The organism is Methylobacterium nodulans ORS 2060, from assembly GCF_000022085.1.
Taxonomy (GTDB): domain Bacteria; phylum Pseudomonadota; class Alphaproteobacteria; order Rhizobiales; family Beijerinckiaceae; genus Methylobacterium; species Methylobacterium nodulans.
In genome coordinates this window covers 5505924-5528538 of the sequence record NC_011894.1, presented here as the reverse complement: position 1 = coordinate 5528538, position 22615 = coordinate 5505924, and the positions used below count along the sequence as shown (strand labels likewise).

At 71.0% G+C, this 22615-nt stretch carries 19 protein-coding genes; 7 read left to right on the top strand and 12 right to left on the bottom strand.

All coding sequences use genetic code 11. The features are described 5' to 3' along the window. Positions 1–10: 10 nt before the first annotated feature. The 4 genes from MNOD_RS25725 to MNOD_RS25710 form a co-directional block, all read right to left on the bottom strand. Positions 11–412 carry a PTS sugar transporter subunit IIA gene (locus MNOD_RS25725; RefSeq protein WP_043749418.1) on the bottom strand — a complete coding sequence of 134 codons (402 nt, stop codon included), beginning with the start codon at positions 410–412 and terminating at the stop codon, positions 11–13. Between the two features lie 89 nt (positions 413–501). Then, on the bottom strand, positions 502–963 hold the full coding sequence (locus MNOD_RS25720; protein WP_083786552.1) for an HPr kinase/phosphorylase: 462 nt from the start codon (positions 961–963) through the stop codon (positions 502–504). Then, the gene (locus MNOD_RS25715) at positions 960–2750 is read right to left on the bottom strand and encodes a stimulus-sensing domain-containing protein (RefSeq protein WP_043752084.1); all 1791 of its coding nucleotides are present in this window, start codon (positions 2748–2750) and stop codon (positions 960–962) included. Before MNOD_RS25715 ends, MNOD_RS25720 begins: the two co-directional genes overlap by 4 nt. A 37-nt stretch (positions 2751–2787) precedes the next feature. Continuing rightward, a complete protein-coding gene (locus tag MNOD_RS25710; RefSeq protein WP_012330216.1) occupies positions 2788–3504 on the bottom strand; it encodes a response regulator transcription factor in 717 nt (238 codons plus the stop codon). 395 nt (positions 3505–3899) lie between these two features. On the opposite strand from MNOD_RS25710, the gene MNOD_RS25705 reads away from it, so the two are divergent. The 4 genes from MNOD_RS25705 to lepA all read left to right on the top strand — a co-directional run bounded on the left by MNOD_RS25705 (position 3900) and on the right by lepA (position 9686). Then, complete coding sequence (locus tag MNOD_RS25705) at positions 3900–4682, top strand: HugZ family pyridoxamine 5'-phosphate oxidase (protein ID WP_015931884.1); 783 nt, start codon at positions 3900–3902, stop codon at positions 4680–4682. Positions 4683–4890: 208 nt separating this feature from the next. Continuing rightward, positions 4891–6501, top strand: a complete 1611-nt coding sequence (locus MNOD_RS25700) for a phosphoenolpyruvate carboxykinase (protein ID WP_015931883.1) — start codon at positions 4891–4893, stop codon at positions 6499–6501. A 139-nt stretch (positions 6502–6640) separates the two neighbouring features. After that, the gene (locus MNOD_RS25695) at positions 6641–7735 is read left to right on the top strand and encodes an NAD(P)/FAD-dependent oxidoreductase (RefSeq protein ID WP_015931882.1); all 1095 of its coding nucleotides are present in this window, start codon (positions 6641–6643) and stop codon (positions 7733–7735) included. Positions 7736–7880: 145 nt separating this feature from the next. Next, entirely contained in the window at positions 7881–9686 is a 1806-nt protein-coding gene (lepA, locus tag MNOD_RS25690; RefSeq protein WP_015931881.1) for a translation elongation factor 4, read from the top strand. Positions 9687–9755: 69 nt separating this feature from the next. Here lepA and MNOD_RS25685 read toward each other — a convergent pair whose 3' ends face one another. From MNOD_RS25685 to MNOD_RS25665, 5 genes are all read right to left on the bottom strand, one after another. Next, entirely contained in the window at positions 9756–10166 is a 411-nt protein-coding gene (locus MNOD_RS25685) for a hypothetical protein (RefSeq protein WP_015931880.1), read from the bottom strand. 230 nt (positions 10167–10396) lie between these two features. Next, a complete protein-coding gene (locus MNOD_RS25680; protein ID WP_015927424.1) occupies positions 10397–11377 on the bottom strand; it encodes an IS110-like element ISMno29 family transposase in 981 nt (326 codons plus the stop codon). A gap of 261 nt (positions 11378–11638) precedes the next feature. After that, the gene (locus MNOD_RS25675) at positions 11639–12019 is read right to left on the bottom strand and encodes a hypothetical protein (protein ID WP_015931879.1); all 381 of its coding nucleotides are present in this window, start codon (positions 12017–12019) and stop codon (positions 11639–11641) included. A gap of 75 nt (positions 12020–12094) precedes the next feature. Continuing rightward, positions 12095–13933, bottom strand: a complete 1839-nt coding sequence (locus MNOD_RS25670; protein ID WP_015931878.1) for a methylmalonyl-CoA mutase family protein — start codon at positions 13931–13933, stop codon at positions 12095–12097. A gap of 198 nt (positions 13934–14131) precedes the next feature. Continuing rightward, entirely contained in the window at positions 14132–14935 is an 804-nt protein-coding gene (locus tag MNOD_RS25665; RefSeq protein WP_015931877.1) for an undecaprenyl-diphosphate phosphatase, read from the bottom strand. A gap of 291 nt (positions 14936–15226) precedes the next feature. On the opposite strand from MNOD_RS25665, the gene MNOD_RS49360 reads away from it, so the two are divergent. From MNOD_RS49360 to MNOD_RS25650, 3 genes are read left to right on the top strand one after another with little or no spacing between them, the layout of a single operon-like run. After that, positions 15227–15919 carry a glutathione S-transferase family protein gene (locus MNOD_RS49360; protein WP_015931876.1) on the top strand — a complete coding sequence of 231 codons (693 nt, stop codon included), beginning with the start codon at positions 15227–15229 and terminating at the stop codon, positions 15917–15919. Beyond that, entirely contained in the window at positions 15916–17094 is a 1179-nt protein-coding gene (queG, locus tag MNOD_RS25655; RefSeq protein WP_085984998.1) for a tRNA epoxyqueuosine(34) reductase QueG, read from the top strand. The genes MNOD_RS49360 and queG overlap by 4 nt, the downstream gene beginning before the upstream one ends. A gap of 25 nt (positions 17095–17119) precedes the next feature. Then, complete coding sequence (locus tag MNOD_RS25650) at positions 17120–18001, top strand: SDR family oxidoreductase (protein WP_015931874.1); 882 nt, start codon at positions 17120–17122, stop codon at positions 17999–18001. Positions 18002–18038: 37 nt separating this feature from the next. Here MNOD_RS25650 and MNOD_RS25645 read toward each other — a convergent pair whose 3' ends face one another. From MNOD_RS25645 to MNOD_RS25635, 3 genes are all read right to left on the bottom strand, one after another. Further along, a complete protein-coding gene (locus MNOD_RS25645) occupies positions 18039–18299 on the bottom strand; it encodes a hypothetical protein (protein WP_015931873.1) in 261 nt (86 codons plus the stop codon). A 307-nt stretch (positions 18300–18606) separates the two neighbouring features. Next, positions 18607–20748: an ATP-binding protein gene (locus tag MNOD_RS25640; protein ID WP_015931872.1), complete on the bottom strand. Its 2142-nt coding sequence runs from the start codon at positions 20746–20748 to the stop codon at positions 18607–18609. Positions 20749–20854: 106 nt separating this feature from the next. Then, complete coding sequence (locus MNOD_RS25635) at positions 20855–22393, bottom strand: YifB family Mg chelatase-like AAA ATPase (RefSeq protein WP_015931871.1); 1539 nt, start codon at positions 22391–22393, stop codon at positions 20855–20857. Between the last annotated feature and the right edge of the window lie 222 nt (positions 22394–22615).

Below are 22615 nucleotides of genomic sequence, written 5' to 3'. Positions count from 1 at the left end.
GAGGAGGGCGCTACTTCCCGGCGAGGACCCGGGAGGCGACGTTGATGTATTTGCGGCCGGCCTCCTGGGCGTGGAGGACGGCGTCGCCGAGGCTCTCCTCGTCGCGCACGCTCGCGAGCTTGATGAGCATCGGGAGATTGATGCCGGCGACGACCTCGACGGAGCCGCCGTTCATGCACGAGAGGGCGAGATTCGACGGCGTGCCCCCGAACATGTCGGTGAGGACCACGACGCCGTCGCCGCTGTTCACCCGGCAGACCGCCGACATGATGTCCTTGCGCCGGACCTCCATGTCGTCTTCGGGGCCGATCGTGATGGTTTCGAGCTGCTCCTGCGGACCCACGACATGCTCCAGCGCGGCCTTGAACTCCGTCGCGAGCAAACCGTGCGTGACGAGCACCATTCCAATCATCGACACGAGTTCCGACGCCCCTTTCAGAGCCGAGCCGCCATTTTGTGCAGCGCAAGGGCGAGCGCAAGAGCATTGCGGCGAAATCCGCATCACCCCGCCATCATCATGCCATGAGGGCGGCGCCAGCGCCACAACACCGTGCTCGCCCGGGCCGGGTCGCGGGGAAGGATGATGCGGGGCAGCCGCACGCCTAAGAGAAGGACGCTCTCCCGGGCCGGCTCGGGCATCCGCGGCACCGTCTCGGCCAAGTCCACGACGAGGCGCAGGACCGCCGAAGGCAGCGTGTTCTCAACGATTTGCAGCCCCGCTCCGCGGATCTCGATCAGGCCGGCGAGCGCCGGATGCGGGCGCGCAACCAGCCGGCCGTGGCGCGCCTCCACCACGATCCTGTCATCGCCGACCAGAGCGGCGAAGACCGGCAAGATAGGGCCGGCCTGGAGAAGGTCGCGGGCCAGGGTCGTTTTGCCGCTCCCGGACGGGCCCCGAATCAGCAGGCCCGATTCGCCGAGCACCACGCAGGTGGCGTGGAGCGTGGCGCTGGTGCGGGTCAGCGGTTGAGCCCCGGAATGCGCACGACGAAGCGCGCGCCGAGCAAAGTCGGCTCGCCGTCCTCGCCGGGGGGGCCGAGCCGGTTCTCGGCCCGGATCGTGCCGCGATGGGCCTGGACGATCTGACGCGAGATCGAGAGGCCGAGGCCCGAATTCTGGCCGAAGCCCTGTTCCGGACGGTCGGTGTAGAAGCGCTCGAAGATCCGTTCGAGGGCGTGGGGCGGGATGCCCGGCCCGTCATCCTCCACGGCGAGCTCGACCGTGTTGCGCAGGCGGCGCAGGGACACCCGCACGGTGGCGCCCTTGGGCGAGAACGACCGGGCATTGTCGAGGAGGTTGTTCACCACCTGTCCGAGCCGGCTGTCGTGACCGATGATCGCGAAGGGATCCTCGATGCTGGGAGGCGGCGGATCGACCGTGAAGGTGATCGCCGCGTCGCGCGGGCGGCGGCGCTCGTTCGCCACCGAGGTCACGGTGGTGAGGAGCTTCTTGAGATCGACCCGCGCCGCCTCCGCCCGGGCGAGCTCCGCGTCGAGCCGCGAGGCATCGGCGATGTCGCTGATCAGCCGGTCGAGGCGCTTCACGTCGTGCTGGATGACCTGCATGAGGCGCCCGCGCGACTCGTCGGTCTTGGCGAGCGGCAGCGTCTCGACGGCGCTGCGCAGCGACGTCAGCGGGTTCTTGAGCTCGTGGGAGACGTCGGCGGCGAAGTTCTCGATCGCGTCGAGGCGGCGGTAGAGCGCCTGGGTCATGTCGCGCAGCGCCCGCGACAGGTGCCCGATCTCGTCGCTGCGGGTGGTGAAGTCGGGGATCTCCTGGCGGGACTTGATGCCGAGCCGCACCCGCTCGGCGGCCTCCGACAGGCGGCTCACCGGTCCGACGATCTGGCCGGCGACGAGGAGCGAGAGCACCACCATCACGAGGGCGGCGACGAGGAAGACCTGCAGCAGCGCGAAGCGCTCCGAGGCGATGATCTTGTCGATGTCGCCTTCCTGGGTCGAGAGCAGCAGGGCGCCGCGCACCGTGCGGGCGCGCATGATCGGCACCGCCACCGAGACGATCGTCTCCCCGTGGGCGTTGCGGCGGACCAGGGTGCCGCGCGCCCCCGCCAGCGCCCGCTGCACCTCGGGCAGGCTGCGTCCGTCTGGCGGGCCGGCCTCCTCGGTCGATTCGCGGCGCAGGATCGGGAGGTGCTGGCGGATCCCGTCCCAGGCCCGCTCCATCAGGCTGGGCTTCTCCTTGCGCACCGGCACCTCGGCGCGGCCGAGATCGCCGCGGACATAGAGGTTGCGCGAATCGATCAGGCTGGTTCCGTCCCGGTCGTAGACCCGGGCCCGGGTGCCGGTGGGCGTGATGAGCCGCCGCAGCAGCGGCGCCACCCGCTCCGGGTTGAGCGAGAATTCGAGGGCCGAGAGCGTCTCCTCGCCCCCCGCATTCGGCTCGCCCGCCTGGAGCTGCAGCAGCCGGTCGGGGTCGATGCTGATCGCGTCCGTGTCGACGGTGGCGGAGGCGGCGATCGCCCCCGCGATGATGTCGCCCTGGGTCAGGAGGCTCTTGACCCGCGCCTCGATCAGCCCCTGGCGGAACTGGTTGAGATAGAGGAAGCCGACGAGGAGCGCGATCAGCCCCGCGAGGTTGAGGACGACGATGCGCCGCGTCAGGCTGGAGGAGGCGCGCTGGGCGATCCAGCGGCCGACGAGGCGCAGCGAGACGGGTTCCCGCGGCGCCTCCGCCTCGGGGTCCGTCTCGCTGCCTGTTCCGGGCGCACCGGCCCCGAGGAGGCGCCGCACGGCGCCAAGTGCGGAACCGCCGCTCACGTGACCGGTCTCAAGCTTCCTTGAAGCGATAGCCGACGCCGTAGAGCGTCTCGATCATGTCGAAGTTGGTGTCCACCACCTTGAACTTCTTGCGCAGCCGCTTGATGTGGCTGTCGATGGTGCGGTCGTCGACGTAGACCTGATCGTCATAGGCCGCGTCCATGAGGGCGTTGCGGCTCTTCACGACGCCGGGACGCTGGGCGAGGGCCTGCAGGATCAGGAACTCCGTCACCGTGAGGGTCACGGGCTCGCCCTTCCAGGTGCAGGTGTGCCGCTCGGGATCCATCATCAGCTGCCCGCGCTCGAGCGAGCGGGCGGCGGCGGCCTCCGCCTCGCGGGCCGCCGCGGCGGGGCCCGCCTCCTTGGCGGCGAAGCGGCGCAGCACCGCCTTCACCCGCTCCACCAGCAGGCGCTGCGAGAACGGCTTCCGGATGAAGTCGTCGGCTCCCATCTTGAGCCCGAACAACTCGTCGATCTCCTCGTCCTTGGAGGTGAGGAAGATCACCGGCAGGTCGGATTTCTGCCGCAGGCGGCGCAGGAGCTCCATGCCGTCCATGCGCGGCATCTTGATGTCGAAGATCGCGAGGTCGGGCGGGGAATGCTTGAGCCCGTCGAGGGCCGAGGCACCGTCCGTGTAGGTCTGGATGCGGTATCCCTCGGTTTCGAGCGCGATCGACACGGAGGTGAGGATGTTGCGGTCGTCGTCAACGAGGGCGATGGTCGGCATGGGCATTCCCTGGGACGAGGGTGACGTCGTCTGATAAGGATCGCAGGATCCTCCTGAACGCCACCCGACTTCAGCGCCGGTTCGGGGCCGGCCTTGACAGTGGCCGCGCCTCCCCATCCGCCACAAAAGGGCTGGACAGTGACCGGCGAGCCACGATTCCGTCACCCTTAAGGCCATCGCGATCAAAAAGCGAGCACCCGTGACGCACTCGCCACACCCGCGACGCGAGGCCCGCTGGACGGGGCGGCGCGCGGCGGACGAGGCTCACCCCCGATTGGAGCAGGATCCGTTCCACCGTGAACGGATCCTGCTCTCGGTTTTTGATTGTGCCGCATTGTCTGCGACGAACCGGCATCCACTTCGTCGGAAAATGCTCTGGAGGGAGCCCGGATAGCATGGCCGAGACCGAGAGACAGCAGGCAGCGCCCGTTGCCGCCGCCGCGGCGCCGTTCGACGCGATCGGCCTCGCGAAGACGCTGCTGCGGGAGACGCGCGCGGGCGCGCTCGCCACGATCGACCGGAGTGACGGATCGCCGTTCGCGTCACTCGTGACCGTGGCGACCGATCTCGACGGCGCGCCCCTGATGCTGCTGTCGCGTCTCTCGGCCCATACCCTGAACCTGGAGGCGGAGCCGCGCTGCTCGCTGCTGCTGAGCCCCGGCGGCAAGGGCGACCCGCTCGCGCATCCGCGCCTGACGGTGACGGGGCGCGCAGCCCGCAGCGACGCCCCGCGCCTGCGCGCCCGTTTCCTCGCCCGCCATCCGAAAGCCCAGCTCTACGCGGATTTCCCGGATTTCGCCTTCTTCCGGCTGGAGCCGCGGGCGGGGCACCTCAATGGCGGCTTCGCCAAGGCCGCGACGCTCGAGCCCACGGAACTGCTCACGGATCTCGCCGGCATGGAGGCGCTCGCCGAGAGCGAGGCCGGCGCTGTCGCCCACATGAACGAGGACCATGCAGACGCGCTCGCCCTCTACGCGGTGCATTTCGCCGGTGCGGAGCCCGGCCCCTGGCGCCTCACGGGCCTCGATCCCGAAGGTCTCGATCTTCTCGCCGGTGACCGGACGGCCCGCGTGATCTTTCCAAACCGGCTGAGCAGCCCCGGAACCCTGCGGCAGGTGCTGGTCGAGATGGCCGCCGAGGCGCGGCGCGCGCAGGCCGGAGGCGCCCGGGCCGAGTGACAGAACGTATGTTCTGTTACCCTGCTATTGTCCCTTTGCGATTGAACCGCGAAGTTTCGCCACCTACTAACGGCGGTTACGTGGCCTCGCGCTCGGCGCGAGCCAGGTGCGGCGGTCGCCACGCACGGGAACCGGGCGTCCGACGGAACGAGGGCATCGGCACGTGCCGGGTGGACCCCCGCCCCGGACGGCGCCAGGAGGAACACTCGTGAGCGATATCGGCGTATTCAACGCTGCGGTCGGCGCCGACCGGGCCGGACTGCGCAACCTCAAGCGCGTCTTCTGGAACCTGGAGGCTCCGGGCCTCTACGAGCAGGCGCTGCAGCGGGGGGAGGCCCAGCTGGCGGTGGGCGGGGCCCTCGTCGCCGAGACCGGCATCCACACCGGCCGGTCCCCGAAGGACAAGTTCGTCGTCCGCGACGCTGAGACCGAGGCGCAAGTCTGGTGGGACAACAACGGTGCCATCAGCCCCGAGCAGTTCGACCGGCTGCACGCGGATTTCATCGCTCATGCGGAGGGCCGGGAGCTCTTCGCGCAGGATCTCTACGGCGGCGCCGAGCCGGCGCACCGGGTGCGGGCGCGGGTCTTCACCGAATTCGCCTGGCACTCGCTGTTCATCCGCAACCTGCTGATCCGGCCGGAGCGGGACGAGCTCGCGACCTACGAGCCCGATCTCACCATCATCGACCTGCCGAGCTTCAAGGCCGATCCGGCCCGCCACGGCGTGCGCTCCGAGACCATGATCGCCTGCGACTTCACCCGCAGGATCATGCTGATCGGCGGCACCTCCTACGCGGGCGAGATGAAGAAATCGGTCTTCACCTACCTGAACTACATTCTGCCGCAGGCCGGCGTCATGCCGATGCATTGCTCGGCGAATGTCGGCGGGGCGGGCGATTCGGCCCTGTTCTTCGGCCTGTCGGGCACCGGCAAGACGACCCTGTCGAGCGACCCGGCTAGGGCGCTGCTCGGCGATGACGAGCATGGCTGGAGCCCGAAGGGCATCTTCAACTTCGAGGGCGGCTGCTACGCCAAGACGATCCGCCTCTCGCGCGAGGCCGAGCCCGAGATCTACGCCACGACGGAGCGCTTCGGCACCGTCATGGAGAACGTCGTCATCGATCCGGTCACGCGCCTGCCGGATTTCGACGACGCCTCGCGCACCGAGAACACCCGCTGCGCCTACCCGCTGCCCTTCATCCCGAATGCGAGCCCGACGGGCCGGGCGGGGCATCCGAAGAACATCGTCATGCTGACCTGCGACGCCTTCGGGGTGCTGCCCCCGATCGCGAAGCTCACCGGCGCCGAGGCGATGTACCACTTCCTCTCCGGCTACACCGCCAAGGTGGCCGGCACCGAGAAGGGGCTGAAGGGGCCGGAGGCGACCTTCTCGACCTGCTTCGGCGCGCCCTTCATGCCGCGGCACCCGTCGGTCTACGGCAACCTGCTGCGCGACCTCATCGCCCGCCACCATGTCGATTGCTGGCTCGTCAACACGGGCTGGACCGGCGGCGGCGTCGGCACCGGGCGGCGCATGCCGATCCGGGTGACGCGGCGGCTCCTCACGGCGGCCCTCGACGGCTCGCTGGCCAAGGCCGATTTCCGCCGTGATCCCTATTTCGGCTTCGCGGTGCCGACCTCGGTGCCCGGCGTCGAGCCGCACATCCTGTACCCGGTCAAGACCTGGCAGGATAAGGCGGCCTTCGCCGAGACGGCCAAGAAGCTCGTCGAGATGTTCCAGGCGAACTTCAAGCGGTTCGAGGCCCACGTCGATGCCGACGTGCGCGCCGCCGAGCCGACCATGTCGATCGCGGCCTAAAAAGGGAGTCCAGAGGGCCGGACGGCCCTCTGGCTCAGGGTGTGGGGGCGGGGAGCCCCCGCTTGGGCTCCGCCCAAACCCGCGAGGGCTCCGCCCTCGACCCGCCGGGGCCGCGGGCCCCGGACCCCGGGAGTGAGGCATGATGATCCTGGTTGTCGGCGCGGGCGTGGTTGGGCTGGCCTGCGGGCGGGCGCTGGCGCTGCGCGGCCACGAGGTGATCGTGGCCGAGGCCGAAGGCGGCATCGGCACCGGCGTGTCGTCGCGCAATTCCGAGGTCATCCACGGCGGGATGTATTATCCGGCGGGCTCGCTGCGGGCCCGCCACTGCGTCGAGGGGCGGCGCCGGCTCTATGCCTATTGCGCGAGCCACGGCGTGCCCCACGCCAAGACCGGCAAGCTGATCGTCGCGGCGACCGAGCCGGAGCGCGCCAAGATCGCGGCCATCCACGAGCAGGGCGTCGCGAACGGTGTCGAGGGCCTGCAGCTCCTCGACGGCGCCGAGGCGCGCCGGCTCGAACCGAGCCTCGCCTGCGTGGCGGCCCTGCTCTCGCCCGAGACCGGCATCGTCGACAGCCACGCCCTCATGCTGGCCCTGCAGGGCGACCTCGAAGCCCATGGCGGCGCGCTCGCCTTCCGCACGCCCGTCGAGCGGCTGCTGCGGGACGGAGCCGGATGGGTGGCCCGGTTCCGCGGCGAGGCGCCGGGGGAGCTTCCGGTCGATGCCGTCGTCAATGCGGCGAGCTTCGGCGCGCAGGCGCTGGCGCGGGCGACCGAGGGCTACCCGGCGGAGCGCGTGCCCCGCCTCGTCCTGGCCAAGGGCAATTATTTCGGCTGCCTCGGCCGCCCCGCCTTCACCCGGCTGATCTATCCCGCCCCGGTCGAGGGGGGCCTCGGCATCCATCTCACCCTCGACCTCGCCGGCCGCATGCGCTTCGGGCCCGATGTCGAATGGGTCGATGCGCCCGACTACGAGGTCGACCCGGCCCGCGGCGCGCTGTTCTATGCGGCGATCCGGCGCTACTGGCCCGATCTGCCGGACGGCGCGCTGTTCCCCGATTACGCCGGCATCCGCCCGAAGCTGTCGGGGCCCGGGCAGCCGGCGCAGGATTTCGTCGTCGATGGGCCCGCGGAGCATGGCCTGCCGGGCCTAGTCCAGATGTTCGGGATTGAGAGCCCGGGCCTGACATCGAGCCTGTCGCTGGCCGAGGACGTGGCGGACCGCCTCGGCGCCTGACGGGCCGGGGCGTCTTGGGGCCGGGCGTCTTGGCGCCGGGCGTCTTGGCGCCGGGCGGGCCCGCTGCTATCTCCCGTCGGTCTTTCCCTTTTTACGCCGTGCGCCAAGCCGACTGCCGCGCCTGAGCGCCGGAGACCGCCTGCTGATGACCGCCAAGCCCATCGACACGATCCGCAACTTCTCGATCGTCGCGCATATCGACCATGGCAAGTCGACCCTCGCCGACCGGCTGATCCAGCTCACCGGGGCGCTCTCGGCGCGCGAGATGACCGAGCAGGTGCTCGACTCGATGGACATCGAGCGCGAGCGCGGCATCACCATCAAGGCGCAGACCGTCCGGCTCGACTACACGGCGCAGGACGGGCGGACCTACATCCTCAACCTGATGGACACTCCCGGCCACGTGGACTTCACCTACGAGGTGTCGCGGTCGCTGGCCGCCTGCGAGGGCTCGCTCCTAGTGGTCGATGCGAGCCAGGGCGTCGAGGCGCAGACGCTGGCCAACGTCTACCAGGCCATCGACGCCAACCACGAGATCGTGCCGGTCCTCAACAAGATCGACCTGCCGGCCGCCGAGCCGGATCGCGTCAAGCAGCAGATTGAGGAGGTGATCGGGATCGATGCCTCCGAGGCGGTTCCGATCTCGGCCAAGACCGGGCTCAACATCGAGGCGGTGCTGGAGGCGATCGTCGCCAAGCTGCCGCCGCCCAAGGGCGACCGCGCGGCGCCGCTCAAGGCCCTGCTCGTCGATTCCTGGTACGACGTCTATCTCGGCGTGGTGGTGCTGGTGCGCATCGTCGACGGCGTGCTGAAGAAGGGCATGACCATCCGCATGATGGGGGCGGATGCGGTCTACGGCGTCGACCGGATCGGCGTCTTCCGCCCGAAGATGCAGGACGTGGCCGAGCTCGGCCCCGGCGAGGTCGGCTTCCTCACCGCCTCGATCAAGGAAGTGGCCGATACCCGCGTCGGCGACACGATCACCGAGGACAGGCGCCCGACGGATTCTCCCCTGCCGGGCTTCAAGCCGGTGCAGCCGGTGGTGTTCTGCGGCCTGTTCCCGGTCGACGCGGCGGAGTTCGAGAACCTGCGCGCCGCCATGGGCAAGCTTAGGCTCAACGACGCCTCCTTCTCGTACGAGATGGAGACCTCGGCGGCCCTCGGCTTCGGCTTCCGCTGCGGCTTCCTGGGCCTGCTCCACCTGGAGATCATCCAGGAGCGGCTGGAGCGGGAGTTCAACCTCGACCTGATCTCGACTGCGCCGAGCGTGGTCTATCGCCTCAACATGTCGGACGGCACCATGCGGGAGTTGCACAATCCGGCCGACATGCCCGACGTGATGAAGATCGACACCATCGAGGAGCCCTGGATCCGCGCCACGATCCTCACGCCCGACGATTATCTCGGCAGCGTGCTCAAGCTGTGCCAGGACCGGCGCGGCACGCAGATCGACCTCAACTACGTCGGCAAGCGGGCCATGGTCGTCTACGACCTGCCGCTGAACGAGGTGGTGTTCGATTTCTACGACCGGCTGAAGTCGATCTCGAAGGGCTACGCCTCCTTCGACTACCACATCTCCGATTACCGCGAGGGCGACCTCGTGAAGATGTCGATCCTGGTGAACAGCGAGCCGGTCGACGCGCTCTCGATGCTGGTTCACCGCACCCGCGCGGAGTCCCGCGGCCGGGCGATGTGCGAGAAGCTGAAGGACCTCATCCCCCGCCACCTGTTCCAGATCCCCGTCCAGGCGGCGATCGGCGGCAAGATCATCGCCCGCGAAACCATCCGGGCCCTGTCGAAGGATGTCACCGCCAAGTGCTACGGCGGCGACATCTCGCGCAAGCGCAAGCTCCTCGACAAGCAGAAGGAGGGCAAGAAGCGCATGCGCCAGTTCGGCAAGGTCGAGATTCCGCAGGAAGCCTTCATCGCCGCGCTCAAGATGGACAGCTGAGCGGCCCGCCGCGGGCGCGGTGCCTCCGGCATGCCCGTGCCGGAGGGGCGCGGCCGGACGACGTCGCCGTCAGGGCTTGGACCCGGCGCCCTCGGCGTCGGGACGGGGCTCCGCATTGGCCCAGGTCTTGGTCTCCAGCGCCGGCTTCATGCGCTCTTCGAGCGCGCGGGCGAGGTGGCGGGTATAGGTGCCGCGGAAGTAGCGGTCGCCGGTCCCCCATCCGTGCCGCTGGTCATGGGCGCGGACCATCGCCTCGACTTCCGGGCGGCAGAGAAACCCGATCACGCCGGCGGCCTCGTACCAGCGGCCGTTGCGGGCCAGGGCAAGCGCCGAGGGGTTGTTGCCGATGGCCTCGGCGAAGCATTCGGTCGCCGCCGTCTCGGTCGGCGGGGGGGCGGAGCGGGTGGTCGGAAGGTCGCGGGCGACGGCCGCGCCGGCGGCCGTCATGCAGAGCATGCCGAGGAGCAGGAATCTGGTCATCCGGGGGCGGCCGATTCATCGAGAGTGGCGAAGTCGGCAAGCCTGCCCCCGGTCCGGGGCGATTCTGCGGCAGATTCCACTCTCAATCGAAACTGACGCGTGTGGAAGCGACCACGCGCCTCAGGTTCGCTTGAGATCGCGTCGGCCCAGGCGAGGATGTCCGCTCCGCCCTTTGCCGGGCGCATGCAGCGTCAGCGGAATGCGATCCGGGAAAGCATCTGTGTTTGGCGTCAAGCCTGTTGGGGCTGATTTGGCGTCCAGAGGCGGTCCTGAGCGATGAGGCTGTTGGCCAGCACGGCGAGCTTGCGGGCCACGGCGATGATGGCGCACTTTGGCTTCTTGCCGTTGGCGATCAGGCGTTCGTGGAAGGCTTTCAGGCCGGCGTTGTGGCGGGCGGCCGAGAGCGCCGCGAGGTAGAGGACGCGGCGCACGGGCGGGCGGCCGCCCCAGATGACCCGCACGCCCTGGCGCGCGCCGGAATCGTCGGCGACCGGCGCCAGGCCCGCCAGCAGGCCGATCTGCCGGCTGCTGCAGGTGCCCAGCTCGGCCAGGCTGGCCACCAGGGTGGCCGCGATCGTGTCCCCGATCGAGGGGATCGAGACCAGGATGGCATGCCGCCGGGCCAGTCCGGGATCGGCCGCGATGAGCCGGCGGATCTCGCCGGCAAGGGCCTCAATGTCCGCGGCGATCCTGGCCAGACGGTCCTGGAGCTGGCGGATCAGGAACGGGCTTGCGGCCGCGGCCAGCTGGTTCTTGAGGGCGGTTTGTTCGGCCACGGCGCTGTCGCGGGCCGCGACCAGTTCCTGGAGCGCTTCGAGCGCGTCCGAGGCCGGCGGGCGCTGCGGGGGGGCCATCACCGCGGCAAACTGCGCCAGCACGCGGGCATCGAGCCGATCGGTCTTGGCCCAGATGCCTTGCGCCTTGGCGAACATGCGCACCCGAAACGGATCGACGACGGCGACCGGCAGGCCCGAGGCATGCAGGCTGCGGCGGGTCTGGCGGTGCCACTTGCCGGTGGCCTCGACCACGACCAGCCCCAGAGCAAAGCGCCCAAGCCAGCGCTTGAGCTGCCGGATGCCGACCTCGGTATTGGCGAACCGCTGGGCTTGGCCGGAGGGGAGGACGTGGACGTCGAGCCAGCTCTTGCTGACGTCGATCCCCACGCTAGACTTGCCCGCGGTCTCTTGTTTGGACACTTCCTTGCCTTGCATACGGGACTTGCTCCCCAGCATCTGTTCAGGACAAGAGCCAGAGGGCGGCCGGATCCTGCTTTCCCACGGTGCCAATCCTAGAGGGAGATCGATCCCGGCCGCCCGCGTCGCGGCCGGTGGCCACCGGCCGCGACGCACCTCACAGCTTGGTGCGCTGGTCGGCCCGTCAAACATGCAAGAGGGAGCGCGAAGGGGCGGAGAATCCCGGAAGGGGGCGGCAAAGCTGTGATCCGGTCTCCGGACGGGGCCTCCGGAAACGGGTCAGCCGCGGCGCTCGGCGTTCCAGCGTCCACCGCACCGGGTCGAGCCGGAGGTGACCCAGGTCCCGTTGCCCCAGCCATCCGCGAGCCGGCCGACCACATGCGCGCTGGCATCCCCGCGGCTGATCGACCCGCGCACCGCGCCGTTCGGCTGCACGCGGCCGGTGATGATGAAGTCCGAGCCGCCCGCATAGCGGGCCTGTCCGTCCCGAATGATGACGCCGTAGCGGTAGGCCCGGTCGCAGGTGCCGGATTCGGTGATGACCTCCACGCTCCAGATGCCGTCGAAGCGCGTGACCGAGGGCGCCCTGCGTTTGGCCGCCAGGGCAGGGGCTGCCGCAGCGGTCAGGATGATCACGCCCGCGAGGGCGGACCGCAGCATCGTCGTCACTCGTCTCTCCCCTTGAGAACCCCCCGCGACAAACGTCCGAGCTTCGCCGCGGTTGCTCTTAGGGCGTCAGGATCGAGCGAGGGTCTGCGCCTCGTCCAGCAGGCGCAGGAGGTCGCAGCCGGCATAGAGGTCGCGCGTCACGCCCGCCCCCCGCAGGTCGGCTTCGAGCTTGCCGGGCCGGCCGGCCAGATAGAGGGTGCGCGCGCCTGCCGCAGCGAGGGCCTGCGCTGCCGGGACCGCCTCGGCCGCGTAGATCTCGTCGGACGAGCACAGGCAGGCGAGCGGTGTGCCGGCCTCCCGGAACGCCGCCGCCATGACGGCATGGTCCGGGAAACCGTCATTCGTCACCGCCTCGATGCCGCCGGCCTCGAAGGCGTTGCGCGCAAAGGTGGCCCGCGTGTTGAAGGCCGCGATCGGACCGAGATTGGCCAGGAACACGCGCGGGCGCCGGCCGGTCTCGGCGAGGATCGCGTCCGAGGCGTCGCGCAACCGCTCGAAGGGCTCGGCGAAGCGCCGGGAGGGGAGGGCCCCGGCCGGTGCCGCTGCCGGTTCGGGCGCGGGCGCCAGCACCGCAACGGGAGCCTCAGCGAGATGCGGGAACTCGCTCGTGCCGGTGATCGGCAGGCGGCGGGTGGCCAGGTCCCGGTCGCGGCCCTCGCGGATCGCCGCGAGCCGGCTGGCGAGCGCCCCCGAGGCGAGGCTCTCCACGATGCCGCCCTCGCGCTCGATCGCCTGGAACTGCGCCCAGGCCTGCTCGCAGAGGCCGGCCGTCAGCGCCTCGAACCCGCCTGCGCCCGCGGCCGGATCGGCGACGCGCCAGAGGTTCGACTCCTCCAGGAGGATGGCTTGCGTGTTGCGGGCGCATCGCCGCGCGAAGGCATCGGGCAGGCCGAGCGCCGCCGTGAAGGGCAGGATTGTGATCGCATCGGCGCCGCCGAGGCCGGCCGAGAAGGCGGCCGTGGTGGCGCGCAGCAGGTTCACCCAAGGGTCGCGGCGGGTGGTCGTGCGCCACGCCGTCTCAGCATGGATGCGGATGGGTTGGGGCGCCAGGCCGCAGGTTTCCTCGACCCGGGCCCAGAGGCGCCGCAGCGCCCTGAACTTGGCGGTGGTCAGGAACTCGTCGGCATCGGCCACGAGCAGGAAGGAGAGCGCATCCCGCGCCCGCTCCAGGCTATGCCCGCCCGCCTCCAGCGCCCGCAGGATCGCGACCCCGCTCGCCAGCACGGCGGCGAGTTCCCCGGCCTCGGTCGCGCCGGCCTCGTGGAAGGGCCGCGCATCCGCCAGGAAGGCCCGGCCCGCAAAGCCCTTGGCGGCGAGGTCGGACAGGGTGGCGGCGAGCCGGGCCGCCAGCGCGGGCCAGGGCGCCGGCAGGGCGCCCCCGGTGGCCAGCATCCCGACCGGGTCGATGCCGAGATCGAGGTCGAGACCCGCAAGCCCGTCGCCGCGGCGCTCAGTGAGGGAGACGAGGCCGGCGGCGGCCTCGAAGGCAGAGGAGCCGGCATCGAGGCGCAGCGCGACCATTGGCAGCATCACGCCCTGAAGCGCCGCCTCCAGCGCCTCGGGTCCCGGCAGGCCGAAGCCGCGGGCGGCCGGAGCACCGGCGAAGACCAGGGCGAGGGCATCGGCGCCGCCTTCGAGGTCGGTGAGCGCCAGTGCGTTCGCCTCGGCCGGGTCCGGATGGTCCACCCGCTGGCAGATCCGCCAGGGGGCGGGCGTGCCGTCACCGCGCAGGGGCTGCGGGGCGGGGGAGGCCGCGTCGTACAGGGCCTCGATCCGGATTCCGTCGCGGGTGCGGTGGACGAGCCGCTTCTCGAAATCGGCGCCCTTGAGAACGCCGTCGACGAGGGCGCGCCACTGCTCGCGGGTGGCGGGGGGGAACGCGGCGGCGAGCGTGAGGTCGTCCATGGCGGATCCTTGGGCGGGTCGGCTCTTCCTCTGCATCACACGGGATCGCGGCGCCACCCGTCAATGGTCGAGCCTCCGGAACCCGGGCCATCGCCCGTTAGAGCATCTTCCGACGAAGTGGATAGCGGTTCGTCGCAGACAATGCGGCACAATCAAAAACCTGGAGCAGGGTCCGTTCCACCGTGAACGGATCCTGCTCTAGCCGAAGACGATCAGCCCCGCGAAGCCCGCCGCGCCCACGATGATCCGCCACCACGCGAACAGCGCGAAGCCGTGGCGGGAGACGTAGTTGAGGAGCTTGCGCACCACGAAGAGGGCCGACAGGAAGGCGACCACGAAGCCGACCGCGATCAGCCCGAAATCGTCGCGCGACAGGTTCTTGTAGTTGTCGAGGAGATCCTTGGCGAAGGCGCCCGCCATGGTGGGCATGGCGAGATAGAACGAGAACTCGGTGGCCGCGCGCTTGCCCGAGCCCATCAGCATGGCACCCACGATGGTGGCCCCGGAGCGCGAGACGCCCGGGATCATCGCGAGGCACTGGAAGAGGCCGATCTTGAGCGCCATCCTCAGCGAGAACTGGTGCACGTCGTCGTATTTCTGCTCCAGCTCGGTCTCGTCGATGACGAGGAGCACGAGGCCGCCGGCCACCAGGGTCGAGCAGACGATCCAGGGATTGAACAGGTAGAGCTTGATCGCCTTCGAGAAGATGCCGCCGATGATCGCCGCCGGCAGGAAGGCGATCAGCACCGCCAGGATGAAGCGGCGCGCTTTCGGATCGCTCGGCGCCCGGCGCAGCAGATCGAGAAGCGTGCCGAAATAGACGCCGACGATCGCCAGGATGGCGCCGAGCTGGATCAGCACCTCGAAGGTGTTGTTGGGTGACTGGAAGCCGATGAAGTGGCCGATGAGGAGCTGGTGCCCGGTCGAGGAGACCGGAATGAACTCGGTCGCGCCCTCGACGAGGGCGAGGACGACCGCCTTGCCGATGCCTGCGATATCCATCAGCGGGCTCCCCGGCCGGCGCGGGCCGGCCCTGCGCGCTTCGACACAGCCGTCATGATCGCTCGCTTTCGCTGGAGGCCGCCCGTGGCGGCGAAGGGGCCTTGGGGCAGTGCGAAACCGTCGCACCGCCATGGTTGCGGGTCGGTTACCAGTAACGGCGACGCGTGTTAAGGATGTCGTTCACCTCCCGCGGGGATGATGACCGGCCGTTAATCCGTTCCGGTGTCAATCGCCGCGCCGGCCCGCCCGCCCGTCCGAGGCCAGCCAGACACGAAGCGCGACACGGCCCGCATGGCGACGCTCCACCACTCAACCTTCTGCCCGCATTCCCGCTTCATCCGCCTGGTCCTCGCCGAGATGGGCATGGAGCCGGTTCTCGCGGAGGAGCGCCCCTGGGAGCGACGCGAGGAGTTCCTGATGCTCAACCCCGCCGGGACGACGCCGGTGCTGGTGGAGGCAGGGGGGCTGGCGATCCCCGGCCCGGGCGTGATCGCCGAATATCTCGACGAGACGCGGGGCCTCGGCCTGTCGGGACGCCGGCTCCTGCCGGAGGCGCCGGGGGCGCGGGTGGAGGTGCGCCGCCTGCTCGACTGGTTCCTGTCGAAGTTCGACCAGGAGGTGACGGGCTATCTCGTCACCGAGAAGATCCACAAGCGGTTCATGACCTCGAACCTCGGCGGCGGTCCGCCGGACATGAATGCGATCCGGGCCGCGCGCACCAATGTGCGCTACCACCTCAAGTACATCGGCTACCTGATCGCCCGGCGCAAATGGCTGGCGGGCGACCATCTGACCTATGCGGATCTGGCGGCGGCGGCCCATCTGTCCTGCGTGGACTACCTCGGCGACGTGCCATGGGACGAGGACGAGATGGCGAGGAACTGGTATGCGCGGCTGAAGTCCCGGCCGTCCTTCCGCAGCCTGCTCGCCGACCGGGTGCCCGGCATGGCACCGGCCGACCATTACGCGGATCTGGACTTCTGACACGGGTGACACGGGACGGGGCGGGCCTGAGGCGCCTTCTGGAGGAGCGGGCGCGGGCGCTCGGCTTCGACGCGCTCGCGGTCACCGGGCCCGAGGCGGTGCCGGACCTGCCCGCGCGCCTGTCCGCATGGCTCGATGCCGGCCACCAGGCCGGGATGGGCTGGATGGGCGAGCGGGTGGCGGAGCGCGCCTCGCCGGCGGCCCTTTGGCCGGCGGTGCGCAGCATCGTGATGCTCGGGGTCAATGCCGGGCCGCAGGAGGATCCGCGCGCGGTGCTGGCCGCCCGCGACCGGGGGGCGATCGCCGTCTATGCGCAGCGGCGCGACTACCACGACGTGATCAAGGGCAAGCTTAAGGAGCTGGGCGGCATCCTGGCGGCGCGGGGCGGGGCGGACCTGAAGGTCTTCGTCGACACGGCGCCCGTGATGGAGAAGCCGCTCGCCGCAGCAGCCGGGCTCGGCTGGCAGGGGAAGAACACGCTCCTCGTCTCGCGCGAGTTCGGGACATGGCTTCTCCTCGGGGCCATCTACACGAATGCGGAGCTGCCGCGGGATTCCGGCATCGGCGACCGCTGCGGCTCCTGCCGCCGCTGCCTCGACGTCTGCCCGACCGATGCCTTCCCGGCACCCTACCGGCTCGATGCGAATCGCTGCATCGCCTACCTGACGATCGAGCATGCGGGGCCGATCGCCCCCGAATTCCGCGAGGCGATGGGCAACCGGGTGTTCGGCTGCGACGATTGTCTGGCGGTCTGCCCCTGGAACAAGTTCGCGCAGGCCGCGCGGGAGGCGCGGCTCTCAGCCCGCCAGGACCTGGCCAGCCCCGCGCTCGCGGAGCTGGCGCGGCTCGACGAGGCGGCGTTCCGGGCGCGCTTCGCCGGCACGCCGGTCAAGCGCACGGGTCGCGCCCGCGTACTGCGCAACGTGCTGATCGCCATCGGCAATTCGGGCGACGCGACGCTGGCCGCGGAGGCCGAGCGCCTCCTCGATGATCCCTCGCCGCTGGTGCGCGGCATGGCGGTCTGGGCGCTGGCCCGCCTCGCTCCCGAGCGGCTCCCGCCCGGCCCGCCGCCCGGCGAGGAGGATCCCGACGTCCTTCGCGAGTGGCGCCTCGCGCTGAATCAGGGTGTCCAGAGGGCGAGCCCTCTGGCGGGTGCAGGGCAGCGCCCTGCATAAGACCGCGACCTTTGGGACATTTCGCATGAACCTGTTCGTCTTCGGGCTCGGCTACACGGCGGGGCATTTCGTGGAGCGGGAGCGCGGGGGCTTCGCGCGCGTCGCGGCCACGGCCCAGGCGCTGCGGGCGCCGGCGCCCGAGGGTGTCGCGATGCGGATCTTCTCGCCCGGCGAGGCCGATCCCCGCATCGTCGAGGATCTCGCGCGGAGCGATGCGATCCTGGTCTCCGTGCCGCCGCAGGACGGGGACCCGGTCCTGCGGGCCTATGCGGATGCCATCGCGGCGAGCCCGGCGCGCTGGATCGGCTATCTGTCCACGATCGGGGTCTATGGCGACCAGGGCGGGGCCTGGATCGACGAGGCGACGCCGCCGGCTCCGACCCATGCGCGCACGCGCGAGCGCGTGGCGGTGGAGGAGGCGTGGCTGGCCCTCGGCGCACGAACCGCCAAGGCCGTCCAGATCTTCCGCCTCTCGGGAATCTACGGGCCGGGGCGCAACGCCTTCGTGAAGCTGCGCGAGGGGCGGGCGCAGCGCATCGTCAAGGCGGGGCAGGTGTTCAACCGCATCCACGTGGACGATATCGCGACGGCGCTCGCCGCCTCCCTCGACCGGCCGCGGGCGGGGGCGATCTACAATGTCACGGACGACGAGCCGGCCCCGCCGCAGGACGTGACCGCCTTCGCGGCGGCGCTCGCCGGGCTTCCGCTGCCGCCGGAGGTCGATTTCGACACGGCGGCCTTGAGCCCGATGGCGCGCAGCTTCTACGGCGAGAACAAGCGGGTGCGAAACCGGCGCCTCAAGGAGGAGCTCGGCGTCACCCTGCGCTTCCCGACCTATCGGGAGGGGTTGCGCGGGCTGATGGAGGGCGCTCCGGCCGTTCACGTCCGGGCGGGAGCGGAGGGGTAGGGACCGCCCTCGCAGCCGGTCCGGGGCTTGGTGGCCCTCACCGCCGCGTGCATCTCGGCGCCCGCCGCACGCAGGCGATGCCGGGCATGGAGCAGGCGACGGCGTCGCCGACGCGGGTGCAGACCACGCAATCGTCCGTCCATTCGAGGCAGGTCGGATCGTCCGCGGGCCTGTGCGGGGCCTGGCGGGCGGCGGGCGCGAGATTCGCGACCAGGACCACCGCCAGGGTGAGGGCGGCGATGCTCCCGGCAAGGGCGGCATCGCGGGTCCGGTCGGGGGCGGGGGCGGGCTCGGCCATGCGGCTCTCCTCGCGCGCCGGAGCGGAGCCTGTCAATCGGCTGGGTCATACCAACGGCCCAGGCTGCTGACGTAAGCCAAGTGCTGACGCAGCGGGCCGTTGACCCATCTCGCATTGTCGACATCAAGCCAAAGGCTTGGCGGCAGTGCGAGAGCGGAACCAACGGTCACATGAAAATGACCGTTGGGATCAGTTTGCCACCAACTGCGCTGACCCTGACGGATGAAACCGGCTGACCGGGCGCTTCCTTCCGGGGCAGCACTTCAGCATGAGGAGCGGGGCGGCTGCCACGCAGGTCAGGTTCTATTTAGGCGGCCCGTGCGGGCCCGGCGAGGAGCGCGGGCAAGGCGATGAGATCGAGAGGCTTCGAGAGGAAGCCGTCGAAGCCGGCCGCGCGGGCGGCAGCCTCGTCCTCGGCGCCGACATTGGCCGTGACGGCGATGAGGTGCTGGGGCGGGATGCCGCGGGCCCGCTCGAAGGCCCGCAGGCGGCGCGCGGCCTCGAGACCATCGAGGCGCGGCATCCGGATATCGAGGAGGGCGAGGTCGAAGCCCTCGGCCTCGCCCGCCGCGGCGGCTTCGAGGTGGCGCAGGGCCTCGACACCATCCGGCACCCAGGTCACGACGGTGTCCAGGCGCTCCAGGGCCTTGCGGGCGAGGAGCGCGTTGATCGGGTTGTCCTCGGCGAGGAGCACGCGGGGACGGCCCCGGGCCGCGGCGGGTCGATCGGCCCCTGGCGCCCGGCGCAGCTCGCCGCCGGGCGGCCTCGCCTCCTCGCACAGGTGCGCGAAGAGGGAGCGGGCCCGCACCGGCTTGATCAGGTAGCGGTCGAACCCCGCCGCGCCGGGCGAGCCGAAATCACGCCGGTCGAAGGGCGAGAGCAGCACGACGGCGCGGGGGATTCCGGCCCGCTTAGCGGCCCCGGCGATGCGCCGCACCGCCTCGTCGCCGAGGGCCCGGTCGGCCAGGACCGCGTCGAAGGGGGCGGGCCCGCATGGGGTCGTGCCGACCCCGCGCAGGGTCTCGCGGGCCGCCGCCTCGGTCTCGGCGGCGACGACCTCGGCACCGGCCCGCGCGAGGCGGTCGCGGAGGAAAGGCCCCTCGAAGGCAGAGGCGGCCGCCACCAGAATCCGCCGGCCCGCCAGCGAGGGCGGCCGGGGCCGCTCCTCGCCGAGGGCCCGCAGGGGCAGGACGACCCGGAAGCAGCTGCCTTCATCCGGGCGCGAGGTCACTTCGATGCGCCCGCCCATGCGGTCGACGAGCCGGCGGGTGATGGCGAGCCCGAGGCCGGTGCCCTCGTGGCGGCGGCTCGCGCTGCCGTCGCCCTGCTCGAACTCCTCGAAGAGAAGCGGCAGGCGCTCCTCCGGGATGCCCGGGCCGGTGTCCCGCACGGTGAGCGCGATCTCCGCGCCGGCCCGTTCGGCCGTGACGCCGACGCCGCCCGATTCCGTGAACTTGACGGCGTTGCCCGCGAGATTGAGCAGGATCTGCCGCACCCGGTCGCTGTCGCCGACCACCTGGAGCGGCAGATCCTCGGCCAGATCGGCGGCGATCTCCAGGCCCTTGTCCTGGGCCCGCGGGGCCAGGAGCTCGACCACGCTCTCCACGAGGCCGGCGGGGTCGAAGGGCTCGGCCGCGAGGTCAAGGCGGCCGGCCTCGATCTTCGAGAAGTCGAGGATGCCGTCGATCAGCGAGAGCAGCGCCTCCCCGGAGGTCTTCACCGCGCGGATGTAGGTCTCCTGCTCGGGGCTGAGCGGCGTGTCGAGCACGAGGTCGGCCATGCCGAGGATGCCGTTGAGCGGCGTGCGGAACTCGTGGCTGACGGTGGCGAGGAAGCGCGACTTCGCCACGCTTGCCGCCTCGGCCCGGCTGCGGGCCTCGTCGAGGGAGCGCACGGCCTCGATCCGCTCGGTGATCTCGCGGCCGGCGCTCAGCACCTCCGGGCGCCCGTCGCGGCCGACGACGGCGGTTTCCACGAAGGCGAACCAGCGGGTCGCGCCACCCTCCGGCGGCGCCACCGCCACATCGGCGGCGCGGGTGCCGTCGGGTCGGCTCTCGACCGGGGTGCTGTCCAGGACGGTCAATTGCTGCGCCGTGCCCAGGAGAGCCCCGGGGCTGCTGCCCGCGAGGCGCGCGAAGCCCTCGTTGGCGAAGGTGATGCGCCCCTCGGCGTCGCGCTGGACGATGACCTCGATCTGGGCCTCGACGAGGCTGCGGTAGCGCTCCTCGCTCTCGGAGAGATGCCAGATCCGATCGTGGAGGTGTTCGATCTCGCGCTCGCGGCGCCAGCGGGCGAGCCGGCGCGCATGCCAGCCGATGGCGACGAGGAGGAGGGCGGCGATGAGGCCGATCCCGGTGCCGAGACCGTCGAAGCCGGCATAGACCAGGCCGGACTCCGCCCGGAGAGCTGCCTCCATGCCGGTCTGCGCTGCGCCCTCGACCCGTCCCATCGCCGTCCCCCGCCGCGACCCGCACAGGATGCGCCGTGGTCCTGAAGGATGGCTTGCGGAACAGGATGAGCGGGACGCTAAGGAAGCCGGTCGGATCGTCCGGAGTTTACGCCGCCGCCGGGCGCGGATTGGCGCGGCCGCGATAGGAGAGGGCCTCGGCCAGATGCAGGCGGCGCACGCGGGACTCGCCGTCGAGGTCGGCCAGGGTGCGGGCAACCCGCAGGACGCGGTGGAAGCCGCGCGCCGAGAGGCGCATCGCCTCCGCGGCGTCCCGGATGAGGGCGAGGCCGTCCGGGTCGGGCCGGGCCGCCTCCTCGATCAGGCTCGCCGGGCAGGAGGCGTTGGTGGTGCCGGGCTTAAGGCCCGCCTCGGCATAGCGCCGCTCCTGCCGGGCGCGGGCCGCCGCGACGCGGGCGGCCGCCTCGGCCGAGCCCTCGGCCGGGGGTGGCAGGATGAGGTCGGCCGCCGTGACGGCGGGCACCTCGATCTGCAGGTCGATGCGGTCGAGGAGGGGGCCGGAGAGGCGGGCCTGGTACTGCGCCGCGCAGCGCTCGGTCGGGCCCCGGCGGCAGGCATAGCCCGGCTCGGTCGCCTGCCCGCAGCGGCAGGGATTCATGGCGGCGACGAGCTGGAACCGCGCCGGATAGGTCACGCGATGGTTCGCCCGCGCGATCATGACGCTGCCGGTCTCCAGCGGCTGGCGCAGGGAATCGAGCACCTGAGGGGTGAATTCGGGAAGCTCGTCGAGGAAGAGCACGCCGCCATGGGCGAGCGATGCCTCGCCGGGCCTGGCGCCGAGCCCGCCGCCCACCAGGGCCGCCATCGAGGCCGAATGGTGGGGCGCCCGGAAGGGGCGGCGGTTCGAGAGGGCGCCGTTCTTCAATTCGCCGGCCACTGACTGGATCATCGAGATTTCGAGGAGCTCGCGCGGGCCGAGCGGCGGCAGGATCGAGGGCAGACGGGCGGCGAGCATCGACTTGCCCGCTCCGGGCGGCCCGTTCATGAGGAGGTTGTGGCCGCCCGCCGCGGCGATCTCCAGGGCGCGCTTGGCGCCCTCCTGGCCCTTGATCTCGCGCAGGTCCGGGAGCGATCCCGTCTCCGCCGCGACCGCCGGAAGGGGGCGGGCCATGACCTGCGTCCCTTTGACGTGGTTGGCGAGCTGGATGAGGGAGCGGGGGGCGAGCACCTCCATGTCGCCCCCGGCCCAGGCGGCCTCCGGGCCGCTCGCGGCGGGGCAGATCAGGCCGAGCCCGCGGGCATGGGCCGCCATGGCGGCCGGCAGGACGCCCGCGACCGCCGTGATGCTGCCGTCGAGAGCGAGTTCCCCGAGGACGCAATAGCCGGCAAGCGCGTCGCCCGGCAGGGCGCCGATGGCGCTCATTACCCCGAGCGCGATCGGCAGATCGTAATGCGAGCCCTCCTTCGGCAGGTCCGCCGGGGCGAGGTTCACGGTGATGCGTTTGGCCGGGAGGGCCAGCCCCGAGGCGATGAGCGCCGCACGCACGCGCTCGCGGGATTCCGCCACCGCCTTGTCGGGCAGGCCCACCACCGTGAAGGCGACCGTGCCGGGCGCGATCTGCACCTGGACATCGACGGCCCGCGCCTCGATGCCCTCGAAGGCGACGGTAGCGACGCGCGTGACCATGACGAAGAGTTCCGGACGATCTTCCGCAAGGTTATGACGAAGCGTGGCGGTTCACAACCTTTGGAGGAAGCGCGCTTCGCCCGATCGGTGGATCCGGCCAGGCTTCGACGGATCGCCCGGCCGCGGCCTCAACCGAGGGTTGCGATGTGGCCGGAACGGACCCGGGCTGGGCGCGGGAGCAGGCACGGAAGATGCTTGTTTCATCGGCGTCGGCACGGATGC

What these genes read in the sequence shown, in the direction of transcription:
- MNOD_RS49360 (WP_015931876.1), top strand. Translation starts at nt 15,227, where the DNA reads ATGGCGACGCTCCACCACTCAACCTTCTGCCCGCATTCCCGCTTCATC.
- lepA (WP_015931881.1), top strand. Translation starts at nt 7,881, where the DNA reads ATGACCGCCAAGCCCATCGACACGATCCGCAACTTCTCGATCGTCGCG.
- MNOD_RS25705 (WP_015931884.1), top strand. Translation starts at nt 3,900, where the DNA reads ATGGCCGAGACCGAGAGACAGCAGGCAGCGCCCGTTGCCGCCGCCGCG.
- MNOD_RS25665 (WP_015931877.1), bottom strand. Translation starts at nt 14,935, where the DNA reads ATGGATATCGCAGGCATCGGCAAGGCGGTCGTCCTCGCCCTCGTCGAG.
- MNOD_RS25685 (WP_015931880.1), bottom strand. Translation starts at nt 10,166, where the DNA reads ATGACCAGATTCCTGCTCCTCGGCATGCTCTGCATGACGGCCGCCGGC.
- MNOD_RS25670 (WP_015931878.1), bottom strand. Translation starts at nt 13,933, where the DNA reads ATGGACGACCTCACGCTCGCCGCCGCGTTCCCCCCCGCCACCCGCGAG.
- MNOD_RS25650 (WP_015931874.1), top strand. Translation starts at nt 17,120, where the DNA reads ATGAACCTGTTCGTCTTCGGGCTCGGCTACACGGCGGGGCATTTCGTG.
- MNOD_RS25725 (WP_043749418.1), bottom strand. Translation starts at nt 412, where the DNA reads ATGATTGGAATGGTGCTCGTCACGCACGGTTTGCTCGCGACGGAGTTC.
- MNOD_RS25680 (WP_015927424.1), bottom strand. Translation starts at nt 11,377, where the DNA reads ATGCAAGGCAAGGAAGTGTCCAAACAAGAGACCGCGGGCAAGTCTAGC.
- MNOD_RS25640 (WP_015931872.1), bottom strand. Translation starts at nt 20,748, where the DNA reads ATGGGACGGGTCGAGGGCGCAGCGCAGACCGGCATGGAGGCAGCTCTC.
- MNOD_RS25710 (WP_012330216.1), bottom strand. Translation starts at nt 3,504, where the DNA reads ATGCCGACCATCGCCCTCGTTGACGACGACCGCAACATCCTCACCTCC.
- MNOD_RS25635 (WP_015931871.1), bottom strand. Translation starts at nt 22,393, where the DNA reads ATGGTCACGCGCGTCGCTACCGTCGCCTTCGAGGGCATCGAGGCGCGG.
- MNOD_RS25675 (WP_015931879.1), bottom strand. Translation starts at nt 12,019, where the DNA reads ATGCTGCGGTCCGCCCTCGCGGGCGTGATCATCCTGACCGCTGCGGCA.
- MNOD_RS25645 (WP_015931873.1), bottom strand. Translation starts at nt 18,299, where the DNA reads ATGGCCGAGCCCGCCCCCGCCCCCGACCGGACCCGCGATGCCGCCCTT.
- MNOD_RS25695 (WP_015931882.1), top strand. Translation starts at nt 6,641, where the DNA reads ATGATGATCCTGGTTGTCGGCGCGGGCGTGGTTGGGCTGGCCTGCGGG.